At 35.5% G+C, this 25,743-nt stretch carries 24 protein-coding genes, 1 pseudogene, 2 riboswitches and 1 other annotated feature; of the genes and pseudogenes, 3 read left to right on the top strand and 22 right to left on the bottom strand.

The genetic code is table 11. The features are described from left to right. Positions 1–120: 120 nt before the first annotated feature. Positions 121–2,100: a methionine--tRNA ligase gene (gene metG, locus BBF96_RS14290; RefSeq protein ID WP_127017779.1), complete on the bottom strand. Its 1,980-nt coding sequence runs from the start codon at positions 2,098–2,100 to the stop codon at positions 121–123. 258 nt (positions 2,101–2,358) lie between these two features. Next, positions 2,359–2,629, bottom strand: a binding site (T-box leader). A gap of 584 nt (positions 2,630–3,213) precedes the next feature. Between metG and BBF96_RS14285 the strand changes: the two genes are divergently transcribed. Then, positions 3,214–3,462, top strand: a complete 249-nt coding sequence (locus BBF96_RS14285) for an AbrB/MazE/SpoVT family DNA-binding domain-containing protein (RefSeq protein ID WP_236777943.1) — start codon at positions 3,214–3,216, stop codon at positions 3,460–3,462. A gap of 54 nt (positions 3,463–3,516) precedes the next feature. On the opposite strand, the gene rsmI is transcribed toward BBF96_RS14285, so the two are convergent. The 6 genes and pseudogenes from rsmI to BBF96_RS14255 form a co-directional block, all read right to left on the bottom strand. After that, on the bottom strand, positions 3,517–4,383 hold the full coding sequence (gene rsmI / locus BBF96_RS14280) for a 16S rRNA (cytidine(1402)-2'-O)-methyltransferase (RefSeq protein WP_205665651.1): 867 nt from the start codon (positions 4,381–4,383) through the stop codon (positions 3,517–3,519). Beyond that, the gene (locus BBF96_RS14275; protein ID WP_164731114.1) at positions 4,370–5,137 is read right to left on the bottom strand and encodes a tRNA1(Val) (adenine(37)-N6)-methyltransferase; all 768 of its coding nucleotides are present in this window, start codon (positions 5,135–5,137) and stop codon (positions 4,370–4,372) included. Before BBF96_RS14275 ends, rsmI begins: the two co-directional genes overlap by 14 nt. Before the next feature lie 5 nt (positions 5,138–5,142). Then, the gene (locus BBF96_RS14270) at positions 5,143–5,475 is read right to left on the bottom strand and encodes an initiation-control protein YabA (protein ID WP_127017775.1); all 333 of its coding nucleotides are present in this window, start codon (positions 5,473–5,475) and stop codon (positions 5,143–5,145) included. 229 nt (positions 5,476–5,704) lie between these two features. Then, a pseudogene (locus BBF96_RS16970) lies at positions 5,705–6,565 on the bottom strand (PSP1 domain-containing protein); the annotation flags it as partial. A gap of 4 nt (positions 6,566–6,569) precedes the next feature. Further along, positions 6,570–7,568 (bottom strand): DNA polymerase III subunit delta', encoded by a 999-nt coding sequence (gene holB, locus BBF96_RS14260; RefSeq protein WP_127017773.1) that lies wholly within the window; start codon positions 7,566–7,568, stop codon positions 6,570–6,572. Positions 7,569–7,600: 32 nt separating this feature from the next. After that, entirely contained in the window at positions 7,601–7,930 is a 330-nt protein-coding gene (locus BBF96_RS14255; RefSeq protein ID WP_127017772.1) for a cyclic-di-AMP receptor, read from the bottom strand. Between the two features lie 197 nt (positions 7,931–8,127). On the opposite strand from BBF96_RS14255, the gene BBF96_RS16545 reads away from it, so the two are divergent. After that, positions 8,128–8,286, top strand: coding sequence for a hypothetical protein (locus BBF96_RS16545; RefSeq protein WP_164731112.1), 159 nt, complete (start codon positions 8,128–8,130; stop codon positions 8,284–8,286). Here BBF96_RS16545 and BBF96_RS14250 read toward each other — a convergent pair. The 5 genes from BBF96_RS14250 to BBF96_RS14230 all read right to left on the bottom strand — a co-directional run bounded on the left by BBF96_RS14250 (position 8,280) and on the right by BBF96_RS14230 (position 14,660). Further along, complete coding sequence (locus BBF96_RS14250; RefSeq protein ID WP_127017771.1) at positions 8,280–8,489, bottom strand: sigma factor G inhibitor Gin; 210 nt, start codon at positions 8,487–8,489, stop codon at positions 8,280–8,282. The genes BBF96_RS16545 and BBF96_RS14250 overlap by 7 nt on opposite strands. A gap of 86 nt (positions 8,490–8,575) precedes the next feature. Then, the gene (locus tag BBF96_RS14245; RefSeq protein ID WP_127017770.1) at positions 8,576–9,547 is read right to left on the bottom strand and encodes a 2-hydroxyacid dehydrogenase; all 972 of its coding nucleotides are present in this window, start codon (positions 9,545–9,547) and stop codon (positions 8,576–8,578) included. A gap of 598 nt (positions 9,548–10,145) precedes the next feature. After that, a complete protein-coding gene (guaB, locus tag BBF96_RS14240) occupies positions 10,146–11,600 on the bottom strand; it encodes an IMP dehydrogenase (protein WP_127017769.1) in 1,455 nt (484 codons plus the stop codon). Positions 11,601–11,889: 289 nt separating this feature from the next. Then, positions 11,890–13,071, bottom strand: a complete 1,182-nt coding sequence (locus tag BBF96_RS14235) for an HD-GYP domain-containing protein (RefSeq protein ID WP_127017768.1) — start codon at positions 13,069–13,071, stop codon at positions 11,890–11,892. A gap of 377 nt (positions 13,072–13,448) precedes the next feature. Next, entirely contained in the window at positions 13,449–14,660 is a 1,212-nt protein-coding gene (locus BBF96_RS14230) for a methyl-accepting chemotaxis protein (protein WP_127017767.1), read from the bottom strand. Between the two features lie 221 nt (positions 14,661–14,881). Then, positions 14,882–14,974: riboswitch (cyclic di-GMP riboswitch) on the bottom strand. A gap of 792 nt (positions 14,975–15,766) precedes the next feature. On the opposite strand from BBF96_RS14230, the gene BBF96_RS14225 reads away from it, so the two are divergent. Then, positions 15,767–16,876, top strand: coding sequence for a DUF362 domain-containing protein (locus BBF96_RS14225; RefSeq protein ID WP_127017766.1), 1,110 nt, complete (start codon positions 15,767–15,769; stop codon positions 16,874–16,876). Between the two features lie 48 nt (positions 16,877–16,924). Here BBF96_RS14225 and BBF96_RS14220 read toward each other — a convergent pair whose 3' ends face one another. The 10 genes from BBF96_RS14220 to BBF96_RS14175 form a co-directional block, all read right to left on the bottom strand. Beyond that, positions 16,925–17,803, bottom strand: a complete 879-nt coding sequence (locus tag BBF96_RS14220; protein ID WP_127017765.1) for a hypothetical protein — start codon at positions 17,801–17,803, stop codon at positions 16,925–16,927. A 120-nt stretch (positions 17,804–17,923) separates the two neighbouring features. Next, positions 17,924–18,862: a thiamine pyrophosphate-dependent enzyme gene (locus BBF96_RS14215; RefSeq protein ID WP_127017764.1), complete on the bottom strand. Its 939-nt coding sequence runs from the start codon at positions 18,860–18,862 to the stop codon at positions 17,924–17,926. A gap of 12 nt (positions 18,863–18,874) precedes the next feature. Next, a complete protein-coding gene (locus BBF96_RS14210) occupies positions 18,875–20,056 on the bottom strand; it encodes a transketolase C-terminal domain-containing protein (RefSeq protein ID WP_127017763.1) in 1,182 nt (393 codons plus the stop codon). 20 nt (positions 20,057–20,076) lie between these two features. After that, positions 20,077–20,394: a 4Fe-4S dicluster-binding protein gene (locus BBF96_RS14205; protein WP_127017762.1), complete on the bottom strand. Its 318-nt coding sequence runs from the start codon at positions 20,392–20,394 to the stop codon at positions 20,077–20,079. Continuing rightward, positions 20,394–20,969 carry a 2-oxoacid:acceptor oxidoreductase family protein gene (locus BBF96_RS14200; protein WP_127017761.1) on the bottom strand — a complete coding sequence of 192 codons (576 nt, stop codon included), beginning with the start codon at positions 20,967–20,969 and terminating at the stop codon, positions 20,394–20,396. The genes BBF96_RS14205 and BBF96_RS14200 overlap by 1 nt, the downstream gene beginning before the upstream one ends. Positions 20,970–21,327: 358 nt before the next feature. Further along, positions 21,328–21,591 carry a pro-sigmaK processing inhibitor BofA family protein gene (locus BBF96_RS14195; RefSeq protein WP_127017760.1) on the bottom strand — a complete coding sequence of 88 codons (264 nt, stop codon included), beginning with the start codon at positions 21,589–21,591 and terminating at the stop codon, positions 21,328–21,330. Positions 21,592–21,696: 105 nt separating this feature from the next. After that, on the bottom strand, positions 21,697–21,951 hold the full coding sequence (locus tag BBF96_RS14190; protein WP_127017759.1) for a YaaL family protein: 255 nt from the start codon (positions 21,949–21,951) through the stop codon (positions 21,697–21,699). A 71-nt stretch (positions 21,952–22,022) separates the two neighbouring features. Continuing rightward, on the bottom strand, positions 22,023–22,466 hold the full coding sequence (locus tag BBF96_RS14185) for a DMT family transporter (RefSeq protein WP_127017758.1): 444 nt from the start codon (positions 22,464–22,466) through the stop codon (positions 22,023–22,025). A gap of 96 nt (positions 22,467–22,562) precedes the next feature. Beyond that, positions 22,563–23,525: a tetratricopeptide repeat protein gene (locus BBF96_RS14180; RefSeq protein ID WP_127017757.1), complete on the bottom strand. Its 963-nt coding sequence runs from the start codon at positions 23,523–23,525 to the stop codon at positions 22,563–22,565. 424 nt (positions 23,526–23,949) lie between these two features. After that, positions 23,950–24,050, top strand: a riboswitch (cyclic di-GMP riboswitch). Positions 24,051–24,242: 192 nt separating this feature from the next. Beyond that, positions 24,243–25,445 (bottom strand): ISL3 family transposase, encoded by a 1,203-nt coding sequence (locus tag BBF96_RS14175; protein ID WP_081499421.1) that lies wholly within the window; start codon positions 25,443–25,445, stop codon positions 24,243–24,245. Between the last annotated feature and the right edge of the window lie 298 nt (positions 25,446–25,743).

Raw genomic sequence — 25,743 nt, 5'->3', positions numbered from 1 at the left:
CAAACACTTTCTCAAATACAAATTGTTATCAAGATTCTTATAAAGGTAAAAAAAGACCAGTTTCTCCAAGATAAAATTAACCCCTGCAAATTTGCAGGGGTTAACTCTAAAATATTATTTTTACCTCACCTTACTACCTGTCGGTAAATCTTTATCCAGTGTAGTTACCGCTAAAAGGCTATCATCATCGGTGGATGCTGCCAGAATCATTCCATTAGACTCAACTCCAAAGATTTTAGCTGGTTTCATATTATAAACTATAACTACTTTCTTGCCCACCAATTCTTCAGGTTTATAGTATTTAGCAATGCCTGCTACCAACTGGCGTTTTTCTTCACCCACTTCAACCTGTACTTTGAGCAGTTTACTACTACCCTCAATACGTTCAGCTTCCAGTACTTTTGCTACCCTAAGATCTATTTTCTGAAACTCTTCAAAAGTAATATATTCTTTCTGATCTTTTTTATCTTTATTCTGTTCCCTCGAAGCTTCCTTTTTCACCTTTTGTGGTTCTACAGCATTAGCTACATCTTCAAAAGCTCCACCCTTTTTCGCAAAATATTCTTCCATATCAATCCGCGGGAAGATTGGTTTACTACCCTGTACCATGGTACCGGGTTTCAAAAGACCCCAACGGGTATCTTCCCACTGATAAGTTTCCATATCAGGTAAAATACCCAACTGTTCACCAATCTTAAACGGAGTTTCCACCAAAAACGGTTTCAATGCCACTGCTATAATCCGCAGAGCTTCACAAAGATTATAAAGAACAGTACCCAGTACTGGTTTTTTAGCTTCATCTTTGGCCAAAATCCATGGGCAGGTTTCATCAATATATTTATTGGTACGGCGAATAAAATTCCATAATTCCTCTAAAGCCACATTCATCTGTAAAACATCCATACTCTTTTCCATTTTAGCTATAGTTCTTTTAGCAGTAACCTGCAAATCTTCATCGAAATCAGTGGCAGGGCCAGCTTCAGGAATAACTCCATTGAAATACTTCCGCACCATAGCAATGGTTCGATTCAGCAGATTTCCAAGGTCATTGGCCAGGTCTGAATTAATTCGCTGAATCAAAGCCTCGGTGGAATAGGTACCGTCAGAACCAAACGTCATCTCCCTCAAAAGATAATAACGGATAGCATCCAGACCAAAATCTTTCTTTAACTCCAATGGATCTACCACATTCCCTTTAGATTTGGACATCTTTCCATCTTTCATGATCAACCAGCCGTGTCCGAATACTTTTTTAGGCAGTGGCAGACCCGCTGACATTAACATAATAGGCCACTGGATAGTGTGAAAACGCATAATTTCTTTCCCTACTAGATGAAGATCGGCAGGCCAGTATTTGTTGAAGAACTCGTCATCTTCAAGATACTTAATTCCGGTCAAATAATTAGAAAGTGCATCAAACCAGACATAGATCACATGGTCTTCATCAATAGGTACTGGAATACCCCATTTGAGTGAACTCCGGGAAATACAAAGATCTTCTAAACCCTGTTTCACAAAATTAATCATCTCATTGCGCCGGGTTTCAGGTTGAATGAAATCAGGATTTTCTTCAATAAATTTAAGCCACTGATCTGCATATTTGGACATCTTAAAGAAATAACTTTCTTCTTTCATCTTCTCAGTAGGACGGCCGCAGTCAGGACAGCAGTTTCCTTCTTCTAACTGCCGCTCGGTCCAGAAAGTTTCACAGGGAGTACAATACCATCCTTCATACTCACTTTTATAGATATCGCCTTTTTCATAGATGGTTTTAAATATATGCTGAACTACCTTATAATGCCGCTCCTCAGTAGTCCGAATAAAATCATCATAGGAAATCTTTAATTCTCTCCAGAGATTCTTGATCCAGCTAACAATTTCATCTACATATTCCTTTGGAGTAACTCCTTTTTCCTGAGCTTTCCGCTCAATTTTTTGACCGTGTTCATCAGTCCCGGTCAAGAAAAATGTATCATAACCGTTCATTCGCTTGTAACGTGCTATAGCATCAGCAGCCACTGTGGTATAGGCATGCCCAATATGAAGTTTATCACTGGGATAATAGATAGGTGTGGTAATATAAAATGTCTTTTTATTCATCTTTTTCCTCTCCTTTCATTAGGTTATTTTAATTTTACATAGTTAACCCCGATTTTAAGTTTAATATATCATTCTTTCTTTTCTTTTAATTATGATTTTACTGCAAAAAGCTAATTTTTCGCTTCATAAAGAAATTTTTCGAACCATCTAAAGTTCGATTTCAGTCGAAATAAGATGGTTTAACGAAAAATTTCAATAACGTTCAAAATTAGCTTTTTGCAGTTTAATCAATATATAAATTAAAAACTCCCGCCCCTACATAGGGACGGGAGTAATTTCCCCGTGGTACCACCCTAATTCGCCATCAGTTCACACTGATGACCTCAGCGAGTTCTTTAGCCTCAAAAAAATGAGGTTACTCAAACTCCGGCATTGTTAACGGATGCCAACCCGTAAGAGCCTACTCAAAAACCTCTTTCAGCCCTTCAGTTCAGGGACCATCTTCAGAATCCTTCAAGATACCGCTTCTCAGCTACCGCGGCTCTCTGTAATCTCTCCAGATTCCTACTCTTCCCGTCATCACCTTTGATAATATTTTGCATTATAATTTTGTTTTCTATTTTAACCTATATTTTTATATCTGTCAAGTAAATTTTAAAGAAAAAATTGTTAAATATAATTTATGATTAAACTGCAAAAAGCTAATTTTTCACTTCTTGAGAAATTTTTCGAATCATCTAAAGCTCGATTTCCGCCGAAATAAGGCTTCCTAATCAAAAGACCCTCCTGGCCCTTGATTAGCTCATCACCTCCTGTGATGAGACCTTATTTTGTCGGAAATCTCACTAAGATGATTTGGATAAAAATTACTATGTCGCTCAAAATTAGCTTTTTGCAGTATAATCATTTATCCTTTTGCTACAAAATTATAAAAACTACTCAAAAGAATGGTAATTTTCCTTGACAAACACTCTAATCCTTTATATAATTTCAGTTGAGACAAAATATCAAAAATTAAATACGGTATTGTCGAAACTTACCCTCTAACAGAAAATTTATCCTTTCAAGATTTAACTTTTTTAAAATTTTTTTGAAATAGTGTTGACTTAAGCTGGAAAACATGGTATACTTTGAATAGCTAATTTAGATTATAACGAACAAGGGAGGAACAAAATTATGATGAAATCAACTGGTATCGTACGAAAAGTAGACGAATTGGGACGCGTTGTAATTCCTGTCGAATTACGGAGAACTCTGAGAATTGCTGAAAAAGATGCTCTCGAAATCTACGTTGATGAGGAAAAAATCATCTTGAAAAAATATGAACCTGCCTGTATATTCTGCGGTAATGCAGGTGAAACAGTAACTTTCAAAAATAAAATCATCTGCAAAGATTGTATCGAAGAAATGCGCAGTGCATAATTTCGTAATTACTTACTTACCCCTTCAAAAATTGAAGGGGTAATTTTTTTATAGTTATTTTTTGAATTCATTAACATCAATTTTAATAGCTATTTGATAGACTTCACTTTTTGGTAAATTCCGCTCGCACGCCACCTTTTTAATTGCCTGTTTTTTGGTCAAACCTGCATCCATTAAAACCTTAAGATGTTCTAATACACTCATCCCTTCCCAACCCATAGTTTCCTCTTTTAATTCAGCCAGATTACTTCCGGCTACCACCAGGACAATTTCCCCCTTTGGTGAATCCTGTTTGAATTTTGCCAGAACCTCTTTGACCGTTCCACGCACTTTTTCCTCATGTTTTTTAGTCAGTTCCCGGGCCACCATTACCATTCGACTTTCACCCATCACTTCTTTAAGATCCTCTAAAGTCTCTATCAAACGATGGGGTGCTTCATAAAAGACCATGGTACGGGGTTCTTTAATTAACTCCTGCAATTTCTTCTTTCTTTGATTTTTCTTTCTGGGAAGAAAACCTTCAAAAGTAAAACGATCCGTCTCAAGCCCCGAGGTAACCAGAGCTGTAATTAGAGCAGTTGGGCCTGGTATTGGAATTACTTCTACATTTGCCTCCCATGCCATCAAAACCAGACGATATCCCGGATCGGAGATTCCCGGCATCCCCGCATCGGTGACCAGAGCAATGGAACTGCCTTTCAGTATTTTTTCAATAAGTTGAGGACCTTTTTTTATTTCATTATGTTCATGATAACTGGTGGTGGGAGTCTTAATATCAAAGTATTCCAACAATTTTCGAGTATGTCGAGTATCCTCGGCAGCAATCAGATCAACTTCCCTTAAAATCCGAACTGCACGATAGGTTATATCTTCTAAATTACCAATGGGAGTCCCCACTAGATAGAGTTTACCGTTCAACACTCCCACCTCCCGTTCCATAGTACATCTCTATGACTTCAGAAGTATAATTACCGCTTTGATCGTAAATTACAAGATTAGGTTCAATCTTGATTCCTGGTTTTGCACCTTTAACAGCTTCAATCAATACAAGATTAGGGGACTGATTTATCCGCGGCTGAATTAGCCGCATTAACTTGGCTTCCATCCCCCGGGCCGTTAATTGCTGAAAGATTTCCGGAATCCGTTCTGCCCGATGGACGAAGGCAAATCTCCCTCTTGTTCCCAATAAGTAAGCAGCAGCCTCTATCAAATCTGATAGTGTACAATAAACTTCATGCCTGGCTACTGCTTTTGCATCATTAGGATTTAATTTGCCTCTTCCTAAAGGAAAATATGGTGGATTACTCACCACCAGTGTACACCGATTTGGCGGCATCACTTCCTTTATCCTACGCAAATCCCAATGCAAAATCTCCACCAAATTCTCAAAATCATTAAGGATAACACTCCTCTTTGCCATCTGGGCCATCTGTTTTTGAATCTCTATACCTATCACCTGTTGGGGCTTACGTTTATATGCTAAAATAAGAGGAATTACCCCACTGCCAGTTCCCAGATCTACTACTTTATCACTACGACGGACTTTTACCCAGTTTGCCAATAAAACAGCATCAATTCCAAACCGGAATTGATCCTGCCTCTGCAAAATATAGAGTTCATTCTCAATCAAAGTATGTAATTCTTCTCCAGGTAATAGGTGAAAATCATTTCTCATATCCATTACTCCTCATTTTCCGGCCCTTCTAAAAGTTTCTGGCAAAATAGACAGTCACCGTGCCGTTTTTCTGCAAAATTTAAATGGCAGATATGAAAACCTTCATCATAGAGCCGGGCCAGATTAGCATACCCTGCTCCTACCTGTGGCTGAGCTTCTTTACCTTTGGCCTCCCCTTTGGCAAAAAGAAGTTTTTTTAGATTCTCATTCTCCCGTTTAAGTTCTTCATTTTTTTTATATAGCTGATAAGTGGTATCTTTAAGTCGTTGAAACTCCAGGGTCAATGCCTGTAGCGATTCCCAAAAATTTGCCAAAAGGCTTAAAATTTCCTCATCCATAAGCCTGACCTCCACATCTTACATCTTATTTTAAACCCTGGTCTTTTTTGAACAATTTTTGATTATTCATTCCACCCTTAAATTTTTTGTTACAACGGTTTCTATTTTTAGAAAATGGCTTTATATTGTTTTCCTTTTGATTTTCTACTTCTTTTTGGGATGATTCATCCTGATTATGATTATCATCCTGCTCATTACTCTGTTCCTCTAGAATTTCCTTTTCATCTCCTTCATCATCTCTATTCTCATCTTCATCCTGCTCCACTTCTTCATCCTCAATCAATTCTTCTTCATTTTCAACTACCTCTTTTTCATCTGATTTATCAATTTCATCCAGACTCAACTCAATCTCCTCATCATCAGGAGTACATAGATTGATTTTCTCTTTTACCAGATTATCTTCATCCATATCAATTTCTTCGTCAATATCAGGCATTTCCTCTTTTAAATCTTCATAGGTATCACATTCATAACGAAGACAACACATTAAACGGCCGCAAAGTCCTGAAATTTTAGCTGGATTAAGTGATAATTCCTGAGCTTTAGCCATCTTAATACTGATAGGTTCAAACTCTCTTAAAAAAGTTTTACAGCAGAGTTGAAGTCCACAAGGACCCAATCCGCCCATCATTTTAGCTTCATCGCGTACCCCAATCTGACGCAATTCGATTCTGGTTCGAAAAACACTTGCCAGATCCTTCACCAGTTCACGAAAGTCCACACGGCCCTCAGCAGTAAAATAAAAGATAATTTTATTATTATCAAAAGTATATTCCACATCAATCAATTTCATCGGTAATCCGTGTTCTGCTATTTTTTTTAAACAAATCTTATAAGCCTCTTTTTCTTTTTTGTGATTGATTTCCAATTGTTCCAAATCTTTAGCTGTAGCTTTGCGAATAACCTTTTTTAAAGGTTGAACAATCTCATCCTCCTCTACTTCTTTAGGTCCAATAACAACTTCTCCTAACTCAATTCCCCGTGATGTCTCCACAATCACTTTATCTCCAAAACGAAGATCAATATCACTGGGATCAAAATAATATATTTTTCCAGCTTTTTTAAAGCTAACACCAACTACCGTTTCCACAACATCACATCCTTCGTGCCTTTATCTTATGCAGCATAACCTCAAGAGCCAGTTCACGATTAACATTGGTCATAATTACATTATTTGTTCTTTCTATCAGTTTTATAACCCTTTCTAAATCTTCTGTTGAATAATGCTCCATACATTTTTGCATTTCTTTAAAATAACTTTGATTAATCAAATGCTCTTTACTATTAATATTCTTCAAAATCAAAAGATCTCTATAAAAAGTTTTGATAATTTTAAATATCTCCTCCCACAGACTTAAATCCCTATCCATTTCAAGAGTTTGAATCATCTCATAAATTTCTAAATTGGTCTTATCATTGAGATTAAGTAAAAACTTAAGTATCGTATTCCGTCGATCCCAGATTTGATCATCTTTAAGCAACTTCAATGCCTGTCCTATACTCCCATCTGCTAACAGTACTATTTCTTCTAAATTTTGGCCTTTAAGCGAAATTTCATCCTGTTTTGTAAAATACTCTCTCAATTCATTCCGGGAGAGTTTATTAAACTGGATCAATTGACATCTGGAAATAATAGTGGGGAGAATTCCATCTTTTCGAGAACTTATCATGATAATCACTGCATACCTGGGAGGTTCCTCAAGAGTTTTCAATAGACTATTGGCTCCTTCTGAAGTCATAAGATGAGCTTGATCGATAATATAAATCTTCCATTGACTCTCATAGGGCTTATAGACCAGATCTTTCTGTAGTTCTCGAATCTGATCTATACTAATACTATTTTCCACAGGACGTATAATCTTAAAATCTGGGTGATTACCACTGGCAAATTTGCGGCATGACCGACACTCATCACAACTATCTTCTCCCTCTTCCAGACAGTTTAATGCTTTGGCAAACTGAATTGCCGTAAATTCTTTACCTACTCCCTCAGGACCGGCAAAGAGATAGGCATGGCTCACCCGTTGGTTCACCAATGCCCCCTTTAAAAGTTTAACCACTGTTTTATGTCCAATAATATTCCGAAAAGCCATACTGGGTCAACTCCTTCAAATACTATCACAAATCAGAGTTTATGGAATTGCTCAACGTTAAGAACAAATACTGTAGCTCCACCTACCTGAATCTCAGTAGGATAAGTAATACCGGTCTCAATGGAATTACCTACAGGATAGACAGGAGTAACTGTCTGGGTTCTGGACTTACAGTTTCGGCGAATTATTTCAATAATTTCTGGTACCCTTTCATTGTCTATACCAATTAAAAAAGTAGTATTCCCTTCGCGTAAAAACCCGCCTGTTGAGGCCAGTTTTGTAACCTGTACTTTATTAGCTACCAATGCATCAGCCAGATTATGAGCATCTTTGTCATGAACTATAGCCATAATCAATTTCATTTTTTATTCCCCCCTCCCAGGATGGAGTTTACCAGAAAAAAAGACACACTTAACCCTTATTATCTATATTTCTATATAAATCTTCCTTCTCCTCTATAGAAATATTTTTTTCATAAATAGTAAAGATTTCAATGCATAAGAAATCCTAAAATGTCAATAATGAAAATGAAATAATATAAACATAAGGAGTTGAGTTCATGCTTAATGAGAAAAATAGAAAAAGGGAACCCAATCATCGCTTTATTAAGTTCTGGGCTATGGGTATGAATGATTATGAAATTGCAAAACAAATCGGTGTAAAGGTTGATACATTACGTACTGTAAAAAAAGATTTATGTAATCCAGATAATCAATGAAAATTATCATTTAAAAATTGACGATATTTTTCTCCATTCCAGATCACTTTAATTCCATTTTTATAACATTGATAAGCAGGTTCATCTACTTCTGTATTGACCAGGTCTTTTTCACATGAAGCACAAATCAACTTACCACATAAGCGAATCCCATCTATATGTAATTCCCCGCAAAAAATACATCTATTTTCATCCTGAGTCATAACATTTATTCCCTCCTATTTTACCGGGTCTTTTTTATAGTTTATGTTCTAAAATAAAATACTGTGCAATTTAATAGGGCTTCCCCCTACTTTGTTAAAACCTCAGGATTTACTAAATTCTTAGGTTTTCGACCTTTTAACGCAGCTATGATATCTTCTGCATTCATTATTGCCATTTTAGTTCTGGTTTCAGAGGTAGCACTCCCGATATGGGCAGTTAATACTACATTATCCAGCTCAGCAAGTCCAGGAGTCAATTCAGGTTCATTCTCATAAACATCTAAACCTGCACCAGCAATTATTCCTTCCTTAAGTGCTTCTACCAAAGCTTTCTCATCCACCACCGGACCGCGAGCAGTATTTATAAGATAAGCTGTCTTTTTCATCATTCTCAATTCTCTAGCGCCGATCATATATTTGGTTTCTGGAGTAAGCGAACAATTGATAGATACATAATCTGACTCCCTTAACAACTCTTCCAAACTTACTTTCTTTGCACCAAATTCTTTCTCTGCCTCAGGTTTTGGTGAATTAGCAGTATAAAGAACCTTCATATTGAAACCTAGAGCACCGCGGCGAGCTACAGCAGTACCAATTCGTCCCATCCCAATAACACCTAAAGTACGACCATAAATATCTCCACCTAAGTGTAACATTGGCGCCCAACCATCAAACTTTCCAGCACGAACATAATGATCAGATTCCACAATCCGACGGCTTACTGCCATAAGTAAAGCCCAGGCCAGATCAGCAGTAGCTTCAGTAAGAACTCCTGGAGTATTACAAACCATAATACCCCGCTCAGTGGCTGTCTGAACATCTATATTATTGTAACCTACTGCATAGTTAGCAATAACTTTTAGATTAGGAGCAGCATCTATCACTTCAGCGGTAATTGGGTCAGAGAGAAGACACAAAAGCCCATCTTTATCTTTAATCGCATCTATTATCTCTTCTTTGGTCATATTACGATCATGAGGATTTATTTCCACTTCAAACCTTTCTTTTAATAGCTTAAGTCCGGCTTCTGGAATCTTACGGGTAACGAGAATTTTCATCTTTTACATTCCTCCCTTGAATTATTATTTTACTATCAGATAATCTGCCATATAAATATTATCCCTAATTTTATATAATTCTACATATAATCTTCCTTTCCTTTAATTTAGCAAAACTTCGAATCTACTTAATGATTAAACTGCAAAAAGCTAATTTTGAGCGACATAGAAATTTTTCGCCAAATCATCTTAGCGAAATTTCCGACGAAATAAGGCCTCATCACAAGAAGTGATGAGCTAATCAAGGGCCAGGAGGGCCCTCTGATTAAGAAGCCTTATTTCGGCGGAAATCGAGCTTTAAATGATTCGAAAAATTTCTCAAGGAGCAAAAAATTAGCTTTCTGCAGTTTAACCCTCAATATTTCTAAAAAAATCCCCCTTTTCAGAATAATATGAAAGTAAGGATTTTTAAATATTCAATGGTAGATTGCCTTTTTCTATAAACCTTCTTTTCTGACAAAAAAACAGAACTTACTCTCAATCATCGTTTCAGCCATCAACTGAGTAATGAAACTCAAAATTCATCAGAATATCTATAAAGAATTAAATAAGGGCCCTTTTTCAGGGCCCTTATTTAAAACTTTTTATCCTCCAATTATTAATCAACAGAATAATTAGGTGCTTCCTTGGTTATAGTTACATCATGTGGATGACTTTCCCGTAAGCCTGCTCCGGTAATCCGAATAAATTGTGCTTTCTCCTTTAACTCAGCAATAGTTCGAGTACCACAATATCCCATACCTGCCCGCAAACCACCAATCAGTTGATAAATTGTATCAGCGACAGGTCCTTTATAGGGTACACGTCCTTCAATTCCCTCTGGAACTAATTTTTTCTCATCTTCCTGGAAGTAACGGTCTTTACTACCTTCTTTCATAGCTCCAAGAGAACCCATCCCTCGATAGCTTTTATAGGAACGGCCTTTATAAATCTCTAATTCACCGGGAGCTTCATCCGTACCTGCCAAAAGACTCCCTAACATTACAGAATCCGCACCAGCAGCAATAGCTTTAACAATATCACCTGAATATTTAATACCTCCATCTGCAATAACCGGAATATTATATTTTTTCGCTTCTTCTGCGCAGTCATAAATAGCAGTAATCTGTGGTACACCCACCCCAGCTATAATCCGGGTAGTACAGATAGAACCGGGGCCAATTCCCACTTTAACCGCATCTGCTCCCGCATTAATCAGATCGCGTACAGCCTCTGCAGTTGCCACATTTCCGGCTACAATATCAATATCCGGGAATTTTTTCTTCAAAAACTCTACGGTTTTTAATACTCCCAACGAATGACCATGGGCTGTATCTACAACCAGAACATCCACTCCAGCTTTAACCAGTGCTTCTGCACGGGCTTCAGTATCCCGGCTGACCCCAATGGCTGCCGCTACCAGAAGTCTGCTCTGAGCATCTTTAGCAGCATTGGGGAATTGTTTAGCCTTTTCAATATCCTTAATAGTAATCAAACCCTTTAAAACATTATTTTCATCTACCAATGGTAACTTTTCGATTTTATGCTTTTGCAAAATCTCCTGAGCCTGTTCTAATGTTGTGCCAACAGGAGCTGTCACTAAATTTTCAGAGGTCATAACTTCCTTAATCTTCCGACCATAATCATTAACAAATCGTAAATCGCGATTGGTCAGGATTCCAACAAGTTTTAGATTCTTATCGACAATCGGCACACCGGAAATATGGTATTTAGACATTAATTCTTCTGCTTCATAAATATAATTATCCGGATGCAAATAGAAGGGATCTACAATAACCCCACTTTCAGAACGTTTTACTTTGTCCACTTCTTCCGCCTGGCTTTGAATGGACATATTCTTATGAATAACTCCAATTCCACCTTCACGGGCAATAGCAATGGCCATCTTGGATTCGGTCACTGTATCCATTCCAGCACTAACAATAGGAATGTTTAAATTGACATTCCGGGTAAAACGGGTCTTAGTACAGACCTGGCGAGGCAGCACATCAGACTTACCGGGAATCAGCAATACATCATCAAAAGTCAACCCTTCTTTTAAAAACTTCTCCACTCTTTGTACCTCCTTTTGAGAAAAGGCCTAATGATAGTCTCCCAAATAAAAGAAAAAACATTCCCATAAATAATGCAAAAAATATATAGTTAACATAAATATACAGACATTTATATTAAGTATTTTTTCTCAGTTTATCAAACCTATTTCTTTATGTCAAGTAATTTTTAGGATATAGTTTAAATTCTATATTTTATCAATATTCTGATTACCTTTAGTACTGTACTATTTTAAAATTAAACCAAAAAAAAACAAGCCGAACATTTCCGACCTGTCTATATAATTTAATTTAAATTATTCTTAACTTTGCAAAAGATTTTCGCTGTAGTGTTCTGACAATTATTGGATCAAACTGAGTTCCGGCATTTTTCTCTAACTCTTCAATCACTACTTCAAGGGGTAAAGCCTTCCGATAAGAACGGTCAGAAGTCATAGCATCCCATGCATCAGCAACGCAAACAATTCGAGCCATAAAAGGAATATCTTCTCCTTTTAACTGGTCAGGATATCCCTTTCCATCATATCTTTCATGATGTGCCCGAACAATACTTAATGCATCTTCCAAAAAATCTATAGAACGTAGAATATTGGTGCCAATAACAGGGTGCCTTTTAATAATATCAAACTCTTCATCCGTCAAACGTCCTTTTTTATTTAAAATACTTTCCGGAATACCGATTTTACCTATATCATGCAGCAAAGCACCATAGTGAATAATATCAATCTCTCGCTGAGTCAATCCTAATTCATAGGCAATAGTAGTTGAAATTTCTGCCACCCGCTGGGAATGACCTGCTGTGTACATATCTTTGGCATCAATGGCCCCAGTAAGAGCCTCAATAGTCTTTAGATAAAGTTGTTGGTTTTTACGTTCAAAATTCAAACGGTTTAACTCAACAAACGTGTAAGCCTGTTGGGCAAGAATTGTCAAAAACCGCATATCTTCTTCATATTGAGCAGGATGAACCATAAACTCCTGATGACGGTGCATCACAAATCCCAATCCAATAAATTCCCGACTAAAAGTCAGTGGAAAAAAGAGCCCAGATCTAATCAAGGGATCAAAACTCTGTATTTTTAATAAAAGGGGATCCTCTGATACCAATTCTCTTATTTCACCTTTTAATATAATCCTTTCAATTTCTTCAGGCATCCCTTCCAACCATTTTAAAACAGCAGGCTCAACCTCTCCTTCAAAAGCTTTAAGTACCAGCTGGTGTTTAAAAGGATTAATTATAAATAGCCCACCAACTTCATTATTAGAAATTCTTAAAGCCATCTCTAAAATTGTCTCATAAAACTTTTGATGTTCAAATTTCCCATTCAAATTCTGATTAATATCAGAAAAAAGAGAAAATCTCTTGACCTTTCTCTGTAATTCCTGATTTTGAAGTTTTAATTTCCGATTTTGGATCATCAGTTCTTGTACAATTTGCTTTAAAGAATCTGGTAATTTTTTTGTCCCATCCATATTGGCACCACCTTTTTTAACCTGGTTACATTCTATCTCCTTTCTATATTAGTTATATTTATTAATACATTTTCTAGTTCAATCTTCATAATTGATAAAATATACTAAGATGTTAAATCATTAGCTTCTTCAAAAAACAATAAAAACACTCCTTTTTTCATTAAAAATATAAAAGAAAGGAGTGTTTTTATTCATTATACCAGAAAATCATTTTAAAGAAAAGTAAATTCAATCAATTATATCACATTTTTTTAAAGGATTTCACCCTGGTCAAGTACTAGCCAGAATTTATGACCATATAGAACATAATAAGTATTTTAAAAGCTATACCAAAGATCTTCTATACCTATTTAAAATAACTTGTAACAACCTTTTTATCATAATTTAAATTGTTCTACAGACTCCTTCATTCTTGCCACCATTTCAATTAATACATCGGTTTTGGATGTCATCTCTTCCATAGCTGAAGTAGTCTCTTCTGCTGCTGCAGATACTTCTTCAGTTCCAGCAGTGGCATTTTGAGCAATTGAAGTAACATTCTTTGTAGACTCTACAATCTCATCACTAACGGCAGCCATTGATTTTAATCCATCAGCTATTATTTCTATCTGTTCACTTACACTGGAAACTCCAGTAATAATCTTCTGTAATTCTCTCTCTCCCAATCTGGATTGCTCCTGGGATGTAGTCATTTCTTCTTTTATATGATCAATTGAGATAGCCATTTCATCTACATTGCTTCGAATTATCTCTATAATTTCTAAAATCTCACCTGTAGCCTTTGTAGAATTCTCAGCAAGCTTTCTAATTTCTTCAGCTACAATAGCAAAACCCTTACCCGCTTCACCTGCCCTTGCCGCTTCAATAGCTGCATTTAATGCTAAAAGGTTTGTCTGGTCTGCAATGTTTGTAATTACTTCTGCAATTTTATTAATACCATCAGCATTCGTTTTTAGTTTTGACATATTTTCTACACTATCATCAATAACATTCTTCAAGTCTTCTATCCTTTTAATAACATCTAATATTAATCTACTACCCTTTTTAGCATTCTCGTCTGCTTTCTGGGCTAATTCTGCAATATTTTGAGAATTGGTTGCTAATTCCTTTATACTTGCAGCTATTTCCATAATATTATTGGCAGTATTTTCTAACTGTTTTATTTGTTCCTGAGCACCGTTAGCCATTTCCGTTATAGAAGCTGTTACTTCTTCCATTGCTGCTGAAGTTTCTTCAATTCCAGAATTTATTTCATTAACGGTTTCCTCCAATTCAATAGTATTATCTTTAACTTCCCATATCTTATCTCGCAAATTCTGTACTACTTGATTTATTGACTTGCCAATTTCAGCAAATTCATCTCTAGAAGTTACTTGAAGATTTACAGTTAAATCTCCTTTAGCCAATTTTTCTACTTCTTGCTTTAAAGTTATCAATTGTTTAAAAACACTTCTTGTAAACATAAGGCCTGCCAATATACATAATAATATTGCCCCCAAAAAAGAATAAAATGTATTTGAAACAAAACACATTAACGCTGCTGTAATTATTGCACACAATACTGATAACATTAAAATTTTCACTTTCATAAAAAAACCCCCTTTATTTGGAGTGTATTGTTAAAAGTTTTAACACACTTTTTACCCTTAAAATCTCTAAAACTAACTAAATTTTTCCCATCTAACTTTTGCAACCCCTCCTTATCTTAAATTAAACTCATTATAATCAATCAATTTTTTACTCAACAAAGAGTGCAAAAAAACCTTAATCAAAATAATTTTTTTACTTCTCGTTCAAACGCAAAGCCTATTCCGGCAGCCCGGCTACCATAGCAAATCTCAATATTACCTTAAGCCCGTAACTTTGCGCCCCCCGCCTTTAGGTAAGTTTACCTTTATATGTGAAATCTGGGATTTTATTTTATGCAATAATTCTACATATTTTTCTTAACTCCTGCTCTTTGTATCAAAATTTTTATTATTAGGATTAAAGATCACAAAACAGACCCGTTAAGAGATTTTATTTTTAAAAAAAATTGTGATCAGGATTTTGAAAAATCTCGATGCACAGAAGGTAAGAGCAAACGAACTATAACCCCACTTCATCATGAAAAAAGCTTTAAAAACACTTAAAAACCTGAAAGAAGAAGTTTTCTGAGAAAATAAAATTAAAATCTATAGTTGAACAAATGATCAATAAATATTAATTTAAATTAGTATAGTAAGTTAATTAAAAGAGTAAAGAAGGAAAAACTGCTCCTTGCAGTTAACTAGAAGTGATTTGTTTTGAATTTGTAAAGCAATACTGTTAAAGTAATAGAGGTTTTTGACAAACCCTTCTTTTTTAGAGACTTGCCCGTGCACTGCCAGAAAAACTAAATATAATTTCTGAAGCATATAAGTCAAGGCTAGAACCAGGAGGGCGGAGCGTCTGGTAGCAAAAGAAATTATATTTAGTTTTTCTATTCCTCCGTGGAAGCAGGTTATGTGCACCTCACCTTTTTCAACAGCCTGAAATATTTTTTTATTATTGTCCTCCTCAAAAGATTGACTTTTTTATAAGCCTTCTAGATATTTTTAGAGTTTTTAACTTAATGTGATAAGTTTCTACAATTAATTTTAGCATTTGATTTTATTAATTTTTTGGGTTATACTAATAATAAACTAAATACTGGTAAAAGAAAAGGAGGAATTTTATGAGCAAAGTCTACTTTGCTAATATGCGGGCAACTAAACATTCTGAAAGTCTGGTAAAAAAATTAAGCAAGCTATTTTATAAAGCCGGATTCCATGAAATGCTTAACCCCAATGAATTGGTAGCCATAAAACTCCATTTCGGTGAAGAGGGTAATACTGGTTTTATTCGCCCCATTTACATTAGAAAATTAGTTCAGGAGATCAAAAAAACCGGGGCCAAACCTTTTTTAACTGATGCCAATACCCTTTATGTGGGGACTCGCGCCAACTCAGTTGATCATATAACCACTGCCTTAAGAAACGGCTTCAGTTATGCCACCGTTGAAGCACCAATCATCATTGCTGATGGATTAACAGGTAAAAGCTATATTGAAGTACCGATTAAAGGAAAACACTTTGATTCTGTCAAAATTGGTGCAGAAGTTATGTATGCCGATGCAATGATTGCAGTCTCTCACGTAAAAGGACATACAGTAACTGGATTTGGTGGGGCTTTTAAAAATGTAGGAATGGGTCTCGGCAGCCGCAGCGGTAAGCAGATGATGCACTCTGACCTTCTTCCAAATATTAAAGAAGAAAAGTGTAAAAAATGCCAGCGGTGTACGAAATGGTGTCCGGCCGATGCCATAATTATTACAGACGAAAAAAGTATAATCAATCATGAAAAATGTATCGGATGCGGTGAATGTGTAGTCACCTGTCGGGACCAGGCAATAAGTATCAACTGGAAATCTGAATCAAAAATTGTAATGGAGAAAATAGTCGAGTACACCCTTGGCGTCGTTCAAGGCCGGGAAGAAAAAATAGGTTATATCAACTTCGTTATGAATGTTACACCTGACTGTGACTGCTGTGGTTGGAGTGACAAACCTATCGTCCCGGATATCGGAATCCTGGCATCCAAAGATCCGGTAGCCATTGACCAGGCTTCAATTGATTTAATAAACCAACAGGAAGGAATCAAAGATAGTGCATTAAAGACCAATTTTGAACCTGGCGCTGATAAATTCCGTGGTGTCCATCCCGATACAGATGGTCAGCATCTTTTAAAATACGCTGAAGAATTAGGTATGGGAAGCCGGAAATATGAATTAATCACTGTTGATTAAAACAAAAACTAAAAAACCGGATAGGTTGTAAATACCTATCCGGTTTTTTTATTCAAATACTACCTCAATTTTCTGGTCAATTCTGGTCCGGATAAAATTTCGATCCTTTTCTTCCCCGTTTCCATTTACCACACTCAAAAGAGATAAATCACTGGATACTTCACTCTCCACCAGATATGTACCATCAACTGCAAAATATAATGTTCCGGTACCAATTCGGGAAACCCGGGTTATATTTTCCCCTACCTGACGTTCTTCTTCCAAAAATAGCACCGCCTGAATTTTATAACAGAGAATCCCCTTCCGTTCTTCCTGACCCAGGTATGTATATTTAATAGTACCTGCAAAAGGTTGGCCCTTATCATAAGGTGGAATAGTAGAAGAATAATCTTCTTCCCACTGTTGACCTATCTCAACCTCTCCTTTTGGAAAATGAATAAAAAACTGTTCTGCTATCCCGGTCAGGTTAATAAAATTTACTTTATCCAGGTCTGAGGAATAATATTTTTCTAGAATTCGACCTTTCTCATCAACAATTAAATTAACCCATTTATGAATTACCTTATCTTTTAATTCGGCCTCTACCTCTGCTTTATCTTTTAAATCCACTGCCTGTACATCTTTGTCCAATATCTGAAGTTCCCTTTTAAAATGGCCGAGATTAATATCTGTAAATGTCATCTTTAAAAGTAGATTATTTTCGTTTTTTGTAATTTCATTTTCCAGAAAACTTAATAAAATCATTTTAGTCGTTACATGGATTTTACCGGTATCAATTACACTTTCTAGAAAAATCTGATTTTTATATTTTAACTTCTTTTCGATCGGTTCATATCGTAAATCAGTATTTTTTGCATTACCTCCACAGGAAATAGAATATAATAATAATCCGGATATTATCAATACCAGATAAATTTTTGGTTTCACGTAAGATCCCCTCCACTCTTTTTAAAGAATTCTCCATTTCTATCTTAAATCCTTTCTTTTAGGTACCAAATTTATAAAAAACCCCTGCCTATTTAAGACAGAGGTTTTTAAAACCAAAGCTCAATCAATCTCGCCAGCTCGTCTTAAGAGCATTTCCCATCTATTATCTATATGCTTTTGTATTTTTTCAATCAGATGTTTATTTTCAGGTTTAAATAGATGCTTAAAACGGCCCTGAGGCTTCAACCATTCTTCAATTGGTCGCTTATTCTTTGGCTTGTAATTGATGGTATAGTCTGTACCATTTTCAACTTCAAAGAGAGGCCAAAAACAGGTATCAATAGCCGTTCGGGTGATTTCTAAGCCTTTCTCTTCGGGAGTTCTCCAGCCCCTTGGGCAAACTGAAAGGACATTGATAAAGGACGGCCCATCAATAGAAAGAGCCTTTTCTACTTTCCGGGTTAAATCTTTCCAGTTGGAAGGAGCTGCCTGGGCCACATATGGAATATAGTGGGCAGCCATAACATCAGTCAATTCTTTTTTAAACTGGGTTTTACCAGGAATCTTTTTCCCAGCAGGACTGGTAGTGGTATTGGCTCCCATTGGAGTTGCCGAAGAACGTTGAATTCCAGTATTCATATAAGCACCATTATCGTAACAGATGTAGAGTATTTTATGGCCTCGTTCCATTGCACCGGATAATGATTGAAAACCAATATCGTACGTACCACCATCACCACCAAAGGCTATAAAGTCAAATTCCTGATCTTCTAAACCGAATTTCTTTCTCCTTTTTAATGATCTATATGCTGCTTCCACACCAGAAATAGTAGCAGCAGCATTTTCAAAAGCATTGTGAATGAAAGAAGTATTCCAGGCAGTATATGGATAAATAGTTGAAGAAACCTCCAAACATCCAGTTGCACACGCAACAACTACTGGATTTTTAGCAGCCGCTAAAACCTGGCGCACAATAATTCCTGCACCACAGCCAGGACAAAGTCTGTGTCCACCGCTAAATTTACCAGCTCGAGTAGATAGCTCTTTTAATGTCGCCATTACTTAAACCTCCTATTCACGGACTCCGTAATGAATAACCAGATTTTCGATCTTTCCGGTATTATTAACATCTTTAACCTTCTGGATTATATTTTTAATGTCAGTTACAGTGATATCACGACCTCCCAGACCGTAAATTATATTGATCATTCTAACATTAGCCTCTCCATCATACATAGCCGACCTCATATCTGAGAAGAGTGGGCCGCCCATAGTATTAAAAGATTCTGCACGATCCATAACACCAACTACTTTTATATGACTTAAAGCTCTCACAATCTCCTCAGCCGGAAATGGTCTAAAAACACGGAGTTTTAAAAGTCCGACTTTGATACCTTGCTCCCTCAATTCATCAATAGCTGCTTTAGCTGTACCAGCCGCAGAACCCATAGCCACCAGAGCAATCTCTGCATCGTCAAGGTAATATTCTTCAAAAAAAGAATACTTACGACCTGTAAGGTTAACAAACTCATCAGCAATCTTTTGAATAACATTTTTTGCTTTTTTCATTGCCTCTACCTGTTGACGTTTATGCTCAAAATAAAAATCCTGTAAATCAACCGGGCCAACGGTAATTGGATTCTGTACATCCAACAGGTATCTTTCTGGATTATACTCACCAACAAAATCTCTTACATCTTCATTGGCAACAATTTCAATATTCTCAACTGCATGAGAGATAATAAACCCATCCATATTTACTGCAACAGGTAACATCACATCTTTATGTTCAGCAATTCGCACAGCCATAAGAGCATTATCATAAGCTTCCTGTGCATTTTCACCAAATAATTGAATCCAACCACTATCTCTCATACCCATAGCATCACTATGGTCACAGTGGATGTTAATCGGTCCAGAAAGAGCTCTATTAACTACAGCCATAACTATGGGTAGACGGCATGAAGCTGCGATATATACAACTTCCCACATCAAGGCCAGACCGTTGGCTGAAGTAGCAGTCATGGCCCTTGCACCCGCGGCAGAAGCACCAATCACAGCACTCATTGCACTATGTTCACTCTCAACAGTAACAAATTCTGTATCTATCTCACCATCAGCTACAAACTGAGAAAATATCTGAACAATTTCTGTCTGAGGTGTGATTGGATAAGCAGCTACTACATCGGGATTAATCTGCTTCATAACCAATGCCATAGCTTCATTTCCTGTCAAGGCAATTCTTTTAGTCATTTCTCTTCCCCCTTCCACTATTAATTATCAAATTTGTTCTCAACATCTTCCGGTCTCATCTCAATAGCTTTATCCTTTGCCGGACATTCCTGGGCACAAATACCGCAGCCTTTGCAGTGATTATAATCGAAGCCATGCATTTTTCCATCATGAACTTCTACAGCTGAATCGGGACAAAAAACCCAACAAAAAAGGCAATGGATGCAGTTCTCTTTCACCCAGACAGGGCGGCGAATTCTCCATCCACCCACATGATATTTATGGGCATTTCCAGCTTCTTCAATCCGACCACCAATAGGAATATCTCTCCATCCTGGTTTTTTAGCCGGTGTAGCCATTATTCACTTTTCACCTCCTGAAAAGCCCTTCTTATGCAATTAATATTGCCATCTATTACTTCAGGTTTGTGCGCAAACTTTTTCTCAAATTCTTTACGAATTAATTTAACAAATTCATCTTCTGTAAAAAGACTGGTTACTTTAACTACAGCACCCAACAATGGTGTATTGGGAAATGCTCTACCAAGTTCTTCTTCAGAAATCTTATTTGCATCAATGGTATATAACTCACCATTAAATCCAATCTTTTCTTTCATTTTTTCTGGTTCAAGATCAGTATTGATAATAATCTTACCATCTTCCTTTAAACCTTCCACTACATCAATAGCACCTATTAAAGTCGAATCCAATACAACTACCAGATCCGGCGTTTCTATCTGACAGTGAACAGTTATCCTTTCATCACTGATCCGATTATAAGCAATTACTGGGGCCCCCATCCGCTCAGGCCCATATTCTGGAAATGCCTGAATATATTTTCCGGCTTCAGAACAGACTTTACCTAATAGAATTGATGCAGTCTTAGAACCCTGTCCACCCCGACCGTGCCAGCGAATTTCTAACATTTGGGCCATCTATTTTCCTCCTTCCGTACTCAATAATATTTTAAAAAAGAAGTCTTTATTGTAGCTTTTATTGTGACACCTCCTTAAAAATTTACTAATATGACTCCCTCATTATTATAGGTAATATTCAGGAATTTATAACTTAATTCTTAAATTAAATCTTATGATTAAACTGCAAAAAACTAATTTTGAGCGACATAGAAATTTTTCGCCAAATCATCTTAGCGAGATTTCCGACGAAATAAGGCCTCATCACAGGAGGTGATGAGCTAGTTCTAAGGGCCAAGAGGGCCCTTTGATTAGGATGCCTTATTTCGGCGGAAATCGAGCTTTAGATGATTCGAAAAATTAGCATTTTGCGGTAAAATCATAAAATTAAAAATTTCAGAATAATCAAAAGAATAACACCGGGAATACCCAAAAATCCAATAACCAATGCAGTTACTGGATTAATGGGAATTATATAATTAAAAAACCTTCCTATTAAATTCAAAAATATTAGCAAAATAGCTCCACCTAAAGTATTTAAAATAATTTTTGTTGTTATTTTTAAAGGATAATATAATATCCAGATAAAAAGATAAATTAACCCCAGCCCAAACAAATATGCAATTATAGTCTGCCAGTCCATTTTTCTCACTCCTCCAACCAATTAACTCTATTTTATATCATATTCTATAGTCGAATAAAAAATGTACAAAAAAGACCAGCCATAGTTAAAACTACAGCCGGTCTTTTACCTTATCATAGAATTTCTAGCCTGTTTTAAAAGATAAGTATATTTAGCTTCTGCTGCTTCTAACATATAAATAGCATGATCAATCAGATCTGGATCTGTCACGTTTTGAAAATAATTTTGAGCACAAATCCAATCTTTCTTTGCATCTTCTATCTCTTCTCTTAACCTTACCGTTTCTTCACTCGAACTATTCCAATATTCATACACCAGATCTTTAAACCTTTCTACTATCATTTCTATTGTTCTACCCATTTCAATCCTCCTACTTAACAATTCTCTAGATAAATTGTTCCCGATTTTCAAAAGTTGTATACCCGCTGGTTTTAATGAAGCATAAAACGTGCACCAGCGGCAAGGAGGATAATTCCGACTGCTTTTGTCCAGGTAAAATCAATCTGCTTTAGCCCAAAGAGTCCTAGATGATCAATTAAACAGGCAGTAGATACCTGACCAACAATAATAGCTGTTGTGGCCAAAGCAGCACCCAATTTTGGAATACTAACTACCACTGTATAAGTAATAATAACTCCCAATAACCCACCCAGATAAATATACCAGGGCACCTGGCTCATCTTACTAAAATCACCTTTTCCTAATCTAAAAACAAAAAGAATTAATATCAAAAGAAGGGTAGCCAGAAAATGGACAACAAAAGTAGCTTCTAAAAGACCAATCTTCTTGCTTAAAGATGAGTTCAAAGCACCCTGCACAGCCATCGTAATACCTGCTATCAATGCAGTTAATAAAGCCCATAAAGAAAACTTCATACTATACCTCCATTTATAGAAATGATATCTTTATTATCTCCAACTTCTCCCCTTTAATTCAATAAAAAAACAACCTCATTTGAGGTTGACCTTCTATCAACTGATCAATCGACTATAATACTGATAATCATCCAGATATTCTTCTGCCTCTCCACTCTCCAAAAATTTATTTAAAACATACAACTCATAACTTACCTCTGCTGCCTCAGAGAAAAATTCTTTTTCTACAAAGGTACTTAAGGCCAGCTCAAAACAATTAATAGCATTGGTGAATTCACCCTTCTTTTTATGCCAGAGACCTCGTATATGTAAATTCCAGGCCAATGCCAGTTCATTATAATTAGGCCGTTTAATCAAAATCCGTTCTGCCCTATCAAGATAATCCTTAGCCAGATCTATCCGGGATTGAGTAATAAAAACCCGGGCCATCTCATTATAGACCATAGCCTTATGCTGTTCTGAATCTGTCAAAGTCAGTGCAGTTTCAAGATTTTTAAGCGATTCCAAAAATCGGCCCTTTTCAAAGAAAATGATGGCCAGATTATAAAGGATTTGAAACCGGTTCTCCCAATTATCTGGTTCTATTAACTTCTGAGCTTCAATTAAGAGCTGATATGCCTCATTTAAAAGTCTTTTACCACTATATTTGTTTAAATGAATATAGATAATACCCAGATTAATCATTCCTCTACATTTAAACGAATTTATATCAGATTCCATCAATTCCTTAAAAATTTCCTCTGCTTCTTCATATCTCCCAGACCGACTTAAAGCTATTCCTTTTTTTTCTAAAACCTTAAGAAAATCTTCTTTAGAAAGCAAATTCTTATTTGCCAATAGATCCTCCAAAAGTGATATAGCTTCCTGATATCGATATTCTTTAAACAATTTCTGGACTAACTTCAATTTGACCTGAACAGCAATATCATCTATATCTTTGGCATCTATAATAGACTCAAATAAAATTTTTACTTCCTTAGTATACAATCGCTTTAAGGTTTCATCTTCCAGACCATTTTTAATTCTCTTTTTTAACTCTTTTTTTAACTGTTCTAGCATATATAACACCTCTAGGTATTTTTTAAAATTTCCTCAACTCTATTATATTACTCTTTCTTTGTATAATCAATAATTTTATGTTAAATTAATCATAAATTCCATAATATTTCTTTTAGACAATACCTTTCCGATAACCTTAGCAAGCAAATCTTAATTCTCTAATTATTAAGATGATGTAGTTATTAAATTATCTATAATAGAATTTCTTTTGACTCAATTAACAACAAAACTCCATTAACCTTAAATACCTGTATGAACTATATAATATGCGTAGATTGAAAAAAATTAATAAAATATAAAAAATACTAAATAATTAAAAGGAAAAATGATTATTTTTGATAGAATAAAATAATAAATTCCTCTTTAATACTTACGGAAGGATTTTCTTTGCCAATATAGTAATAAATTATAATAGAGGCCTGACAAGTGAAAAAGGCAAATCTATCGAAAGGTAAGGACGCAAAAGTATAGGGTCTAAGGCAGTTAAATTATTGGACTTAACTACTATGACAGCCATTTGCCACTAGTTTAATATAAAAATTGACCTATTCTGGTAGCTTCCCTACTAGAATAGATTTTTTTCTGATTTTTTCTTTAAATTTATGACTAATATAGCTTTAAAAATTTAAAAATATTGGCTCTCCGTCAAATGTTGTGAAAGATAAGTTGGCTCCGTTGAATTGATTGGTAAATTGATTTTGAAATAAACATTTAAATTTAATAACTTAACATTGCATTAAATACTCTTCTCCTTAGATTCATAACATTTGGAACACCATATCCAATCCTTTTGATCAATTTAATCTTGTTATTGATACCCTCAGCAAAGCCATTGGTTATCTTAGTCTTAAAATAATTTAGTATTTTTTCTTCCCATCTTTGTATTATCTTTTTTACCTGGTAAAAAGGCATCAGCTTGCTTTTTATTACTTCTTTATACCACCTTTTTAGAGCTCTGGTGGCTTCTTTCACATCATCTAGCTGCAATAAGTCTCTGAATTCCTCTTTTAATTCCCAGGCCTTTTCTAGAGCTGGACTGAGTTCAAATAATTTGATGAGCTTTTCATGTTCTTCATCTGTCAATTCTTCAGCTCGTTTTTGGAGTAATAAACGACTTTGAAAAAACTTTCTTCTCTGATGATTATTTACTGTTTGTTGAACTTGTTTTCTAACTTCATCAAGGGCTCTGTTCATTAAAGTTACAAGATGAAATTTATCTATAACAATTTTTGCATGAGTAAATGCTGCATCTGCTACTGCTTTGAACGGCCGCCACATATCCATAGAGATCGATTGAATCTGTCGTCTTTGTTCATCTTCCCAACAATTAAAGTAGTCAATTAAATCATCCTTTTTGCGAGTAGGTAAAATGTCAATTAACTCCCGATTAATTGGATCTGTAATGCTAACTCCATATTTATGGCGTTTTAAAACTGCAAATTCATCGATACTGATGGCTTTTAATTGACTAAGTTTTGAAACTTGTTGTTTAATGAGAGGGTCAACTACTTTTTTAACTGCATTATTAACAGCTGTATAACTTAACCCGTTTTCTCTAGCAACTTTAGAATAATCCTTGCTGACAGTTTCTTTAGCAAGATATTTATCAAAGCGTTTGGTTTTACGGGCATATTTATCAATACTTTCATATTTTTCAGGGATACCCCTCTTATGACAATAAGGACAACGATATCTTTTCTTTAGAAGTCTAATGATTACTAGTTTACCTCTTATGGGGATGTCTCTAATATTTTGCCATTTTGTATCATGGATTTTATTAGTGATATTACCACACTGAGGACACACAATGTGATTTTTCTTTGCTTCAGCGATAAAAATATATCTGTCCTCCGTTGAAATAATTTCAGTTGCAATAATGTCTGGCAAATCAAGAAATTTTATGATATTATTATATTGCATTTGCTGGACTCCTTTCTTTGGTTTTTAGTTCGCAACTAATTAATTCAACGGAGCCAGCAAATGCCTTTTTATTTTTTATAATTTTTTCTTCACAACATTAATTATAGACCCAAAATATTTTTAATAATAAAAACCTTATTTTCAAAAAAATCAAAAATAATTATATCCTAATTTAACGTATTTTCCACGCAGAAAACACAAAAAATTTTTAAACTTAAATAAATTGTGAAAATATAATAAAGTTTTTAGTTTAAAATTTCTCTGTAAGTCTTGACTATTTATGTTAAAAATGTTATTT

The organism is Anoxybacter fermentans, assembly GCF_003991135.1.
GTDB classification, from domain to species: Bacteria; Bacillota; Halanaerobiia; order DY22613; family DY22613; genus Anoxybacter; species Anoxybacter fermentans.
The sequence above is the reverse complement of the archived record's forward strand: the minus strand, read 5'-3'. Positions and strand labels throughout refer to the sequence as shown.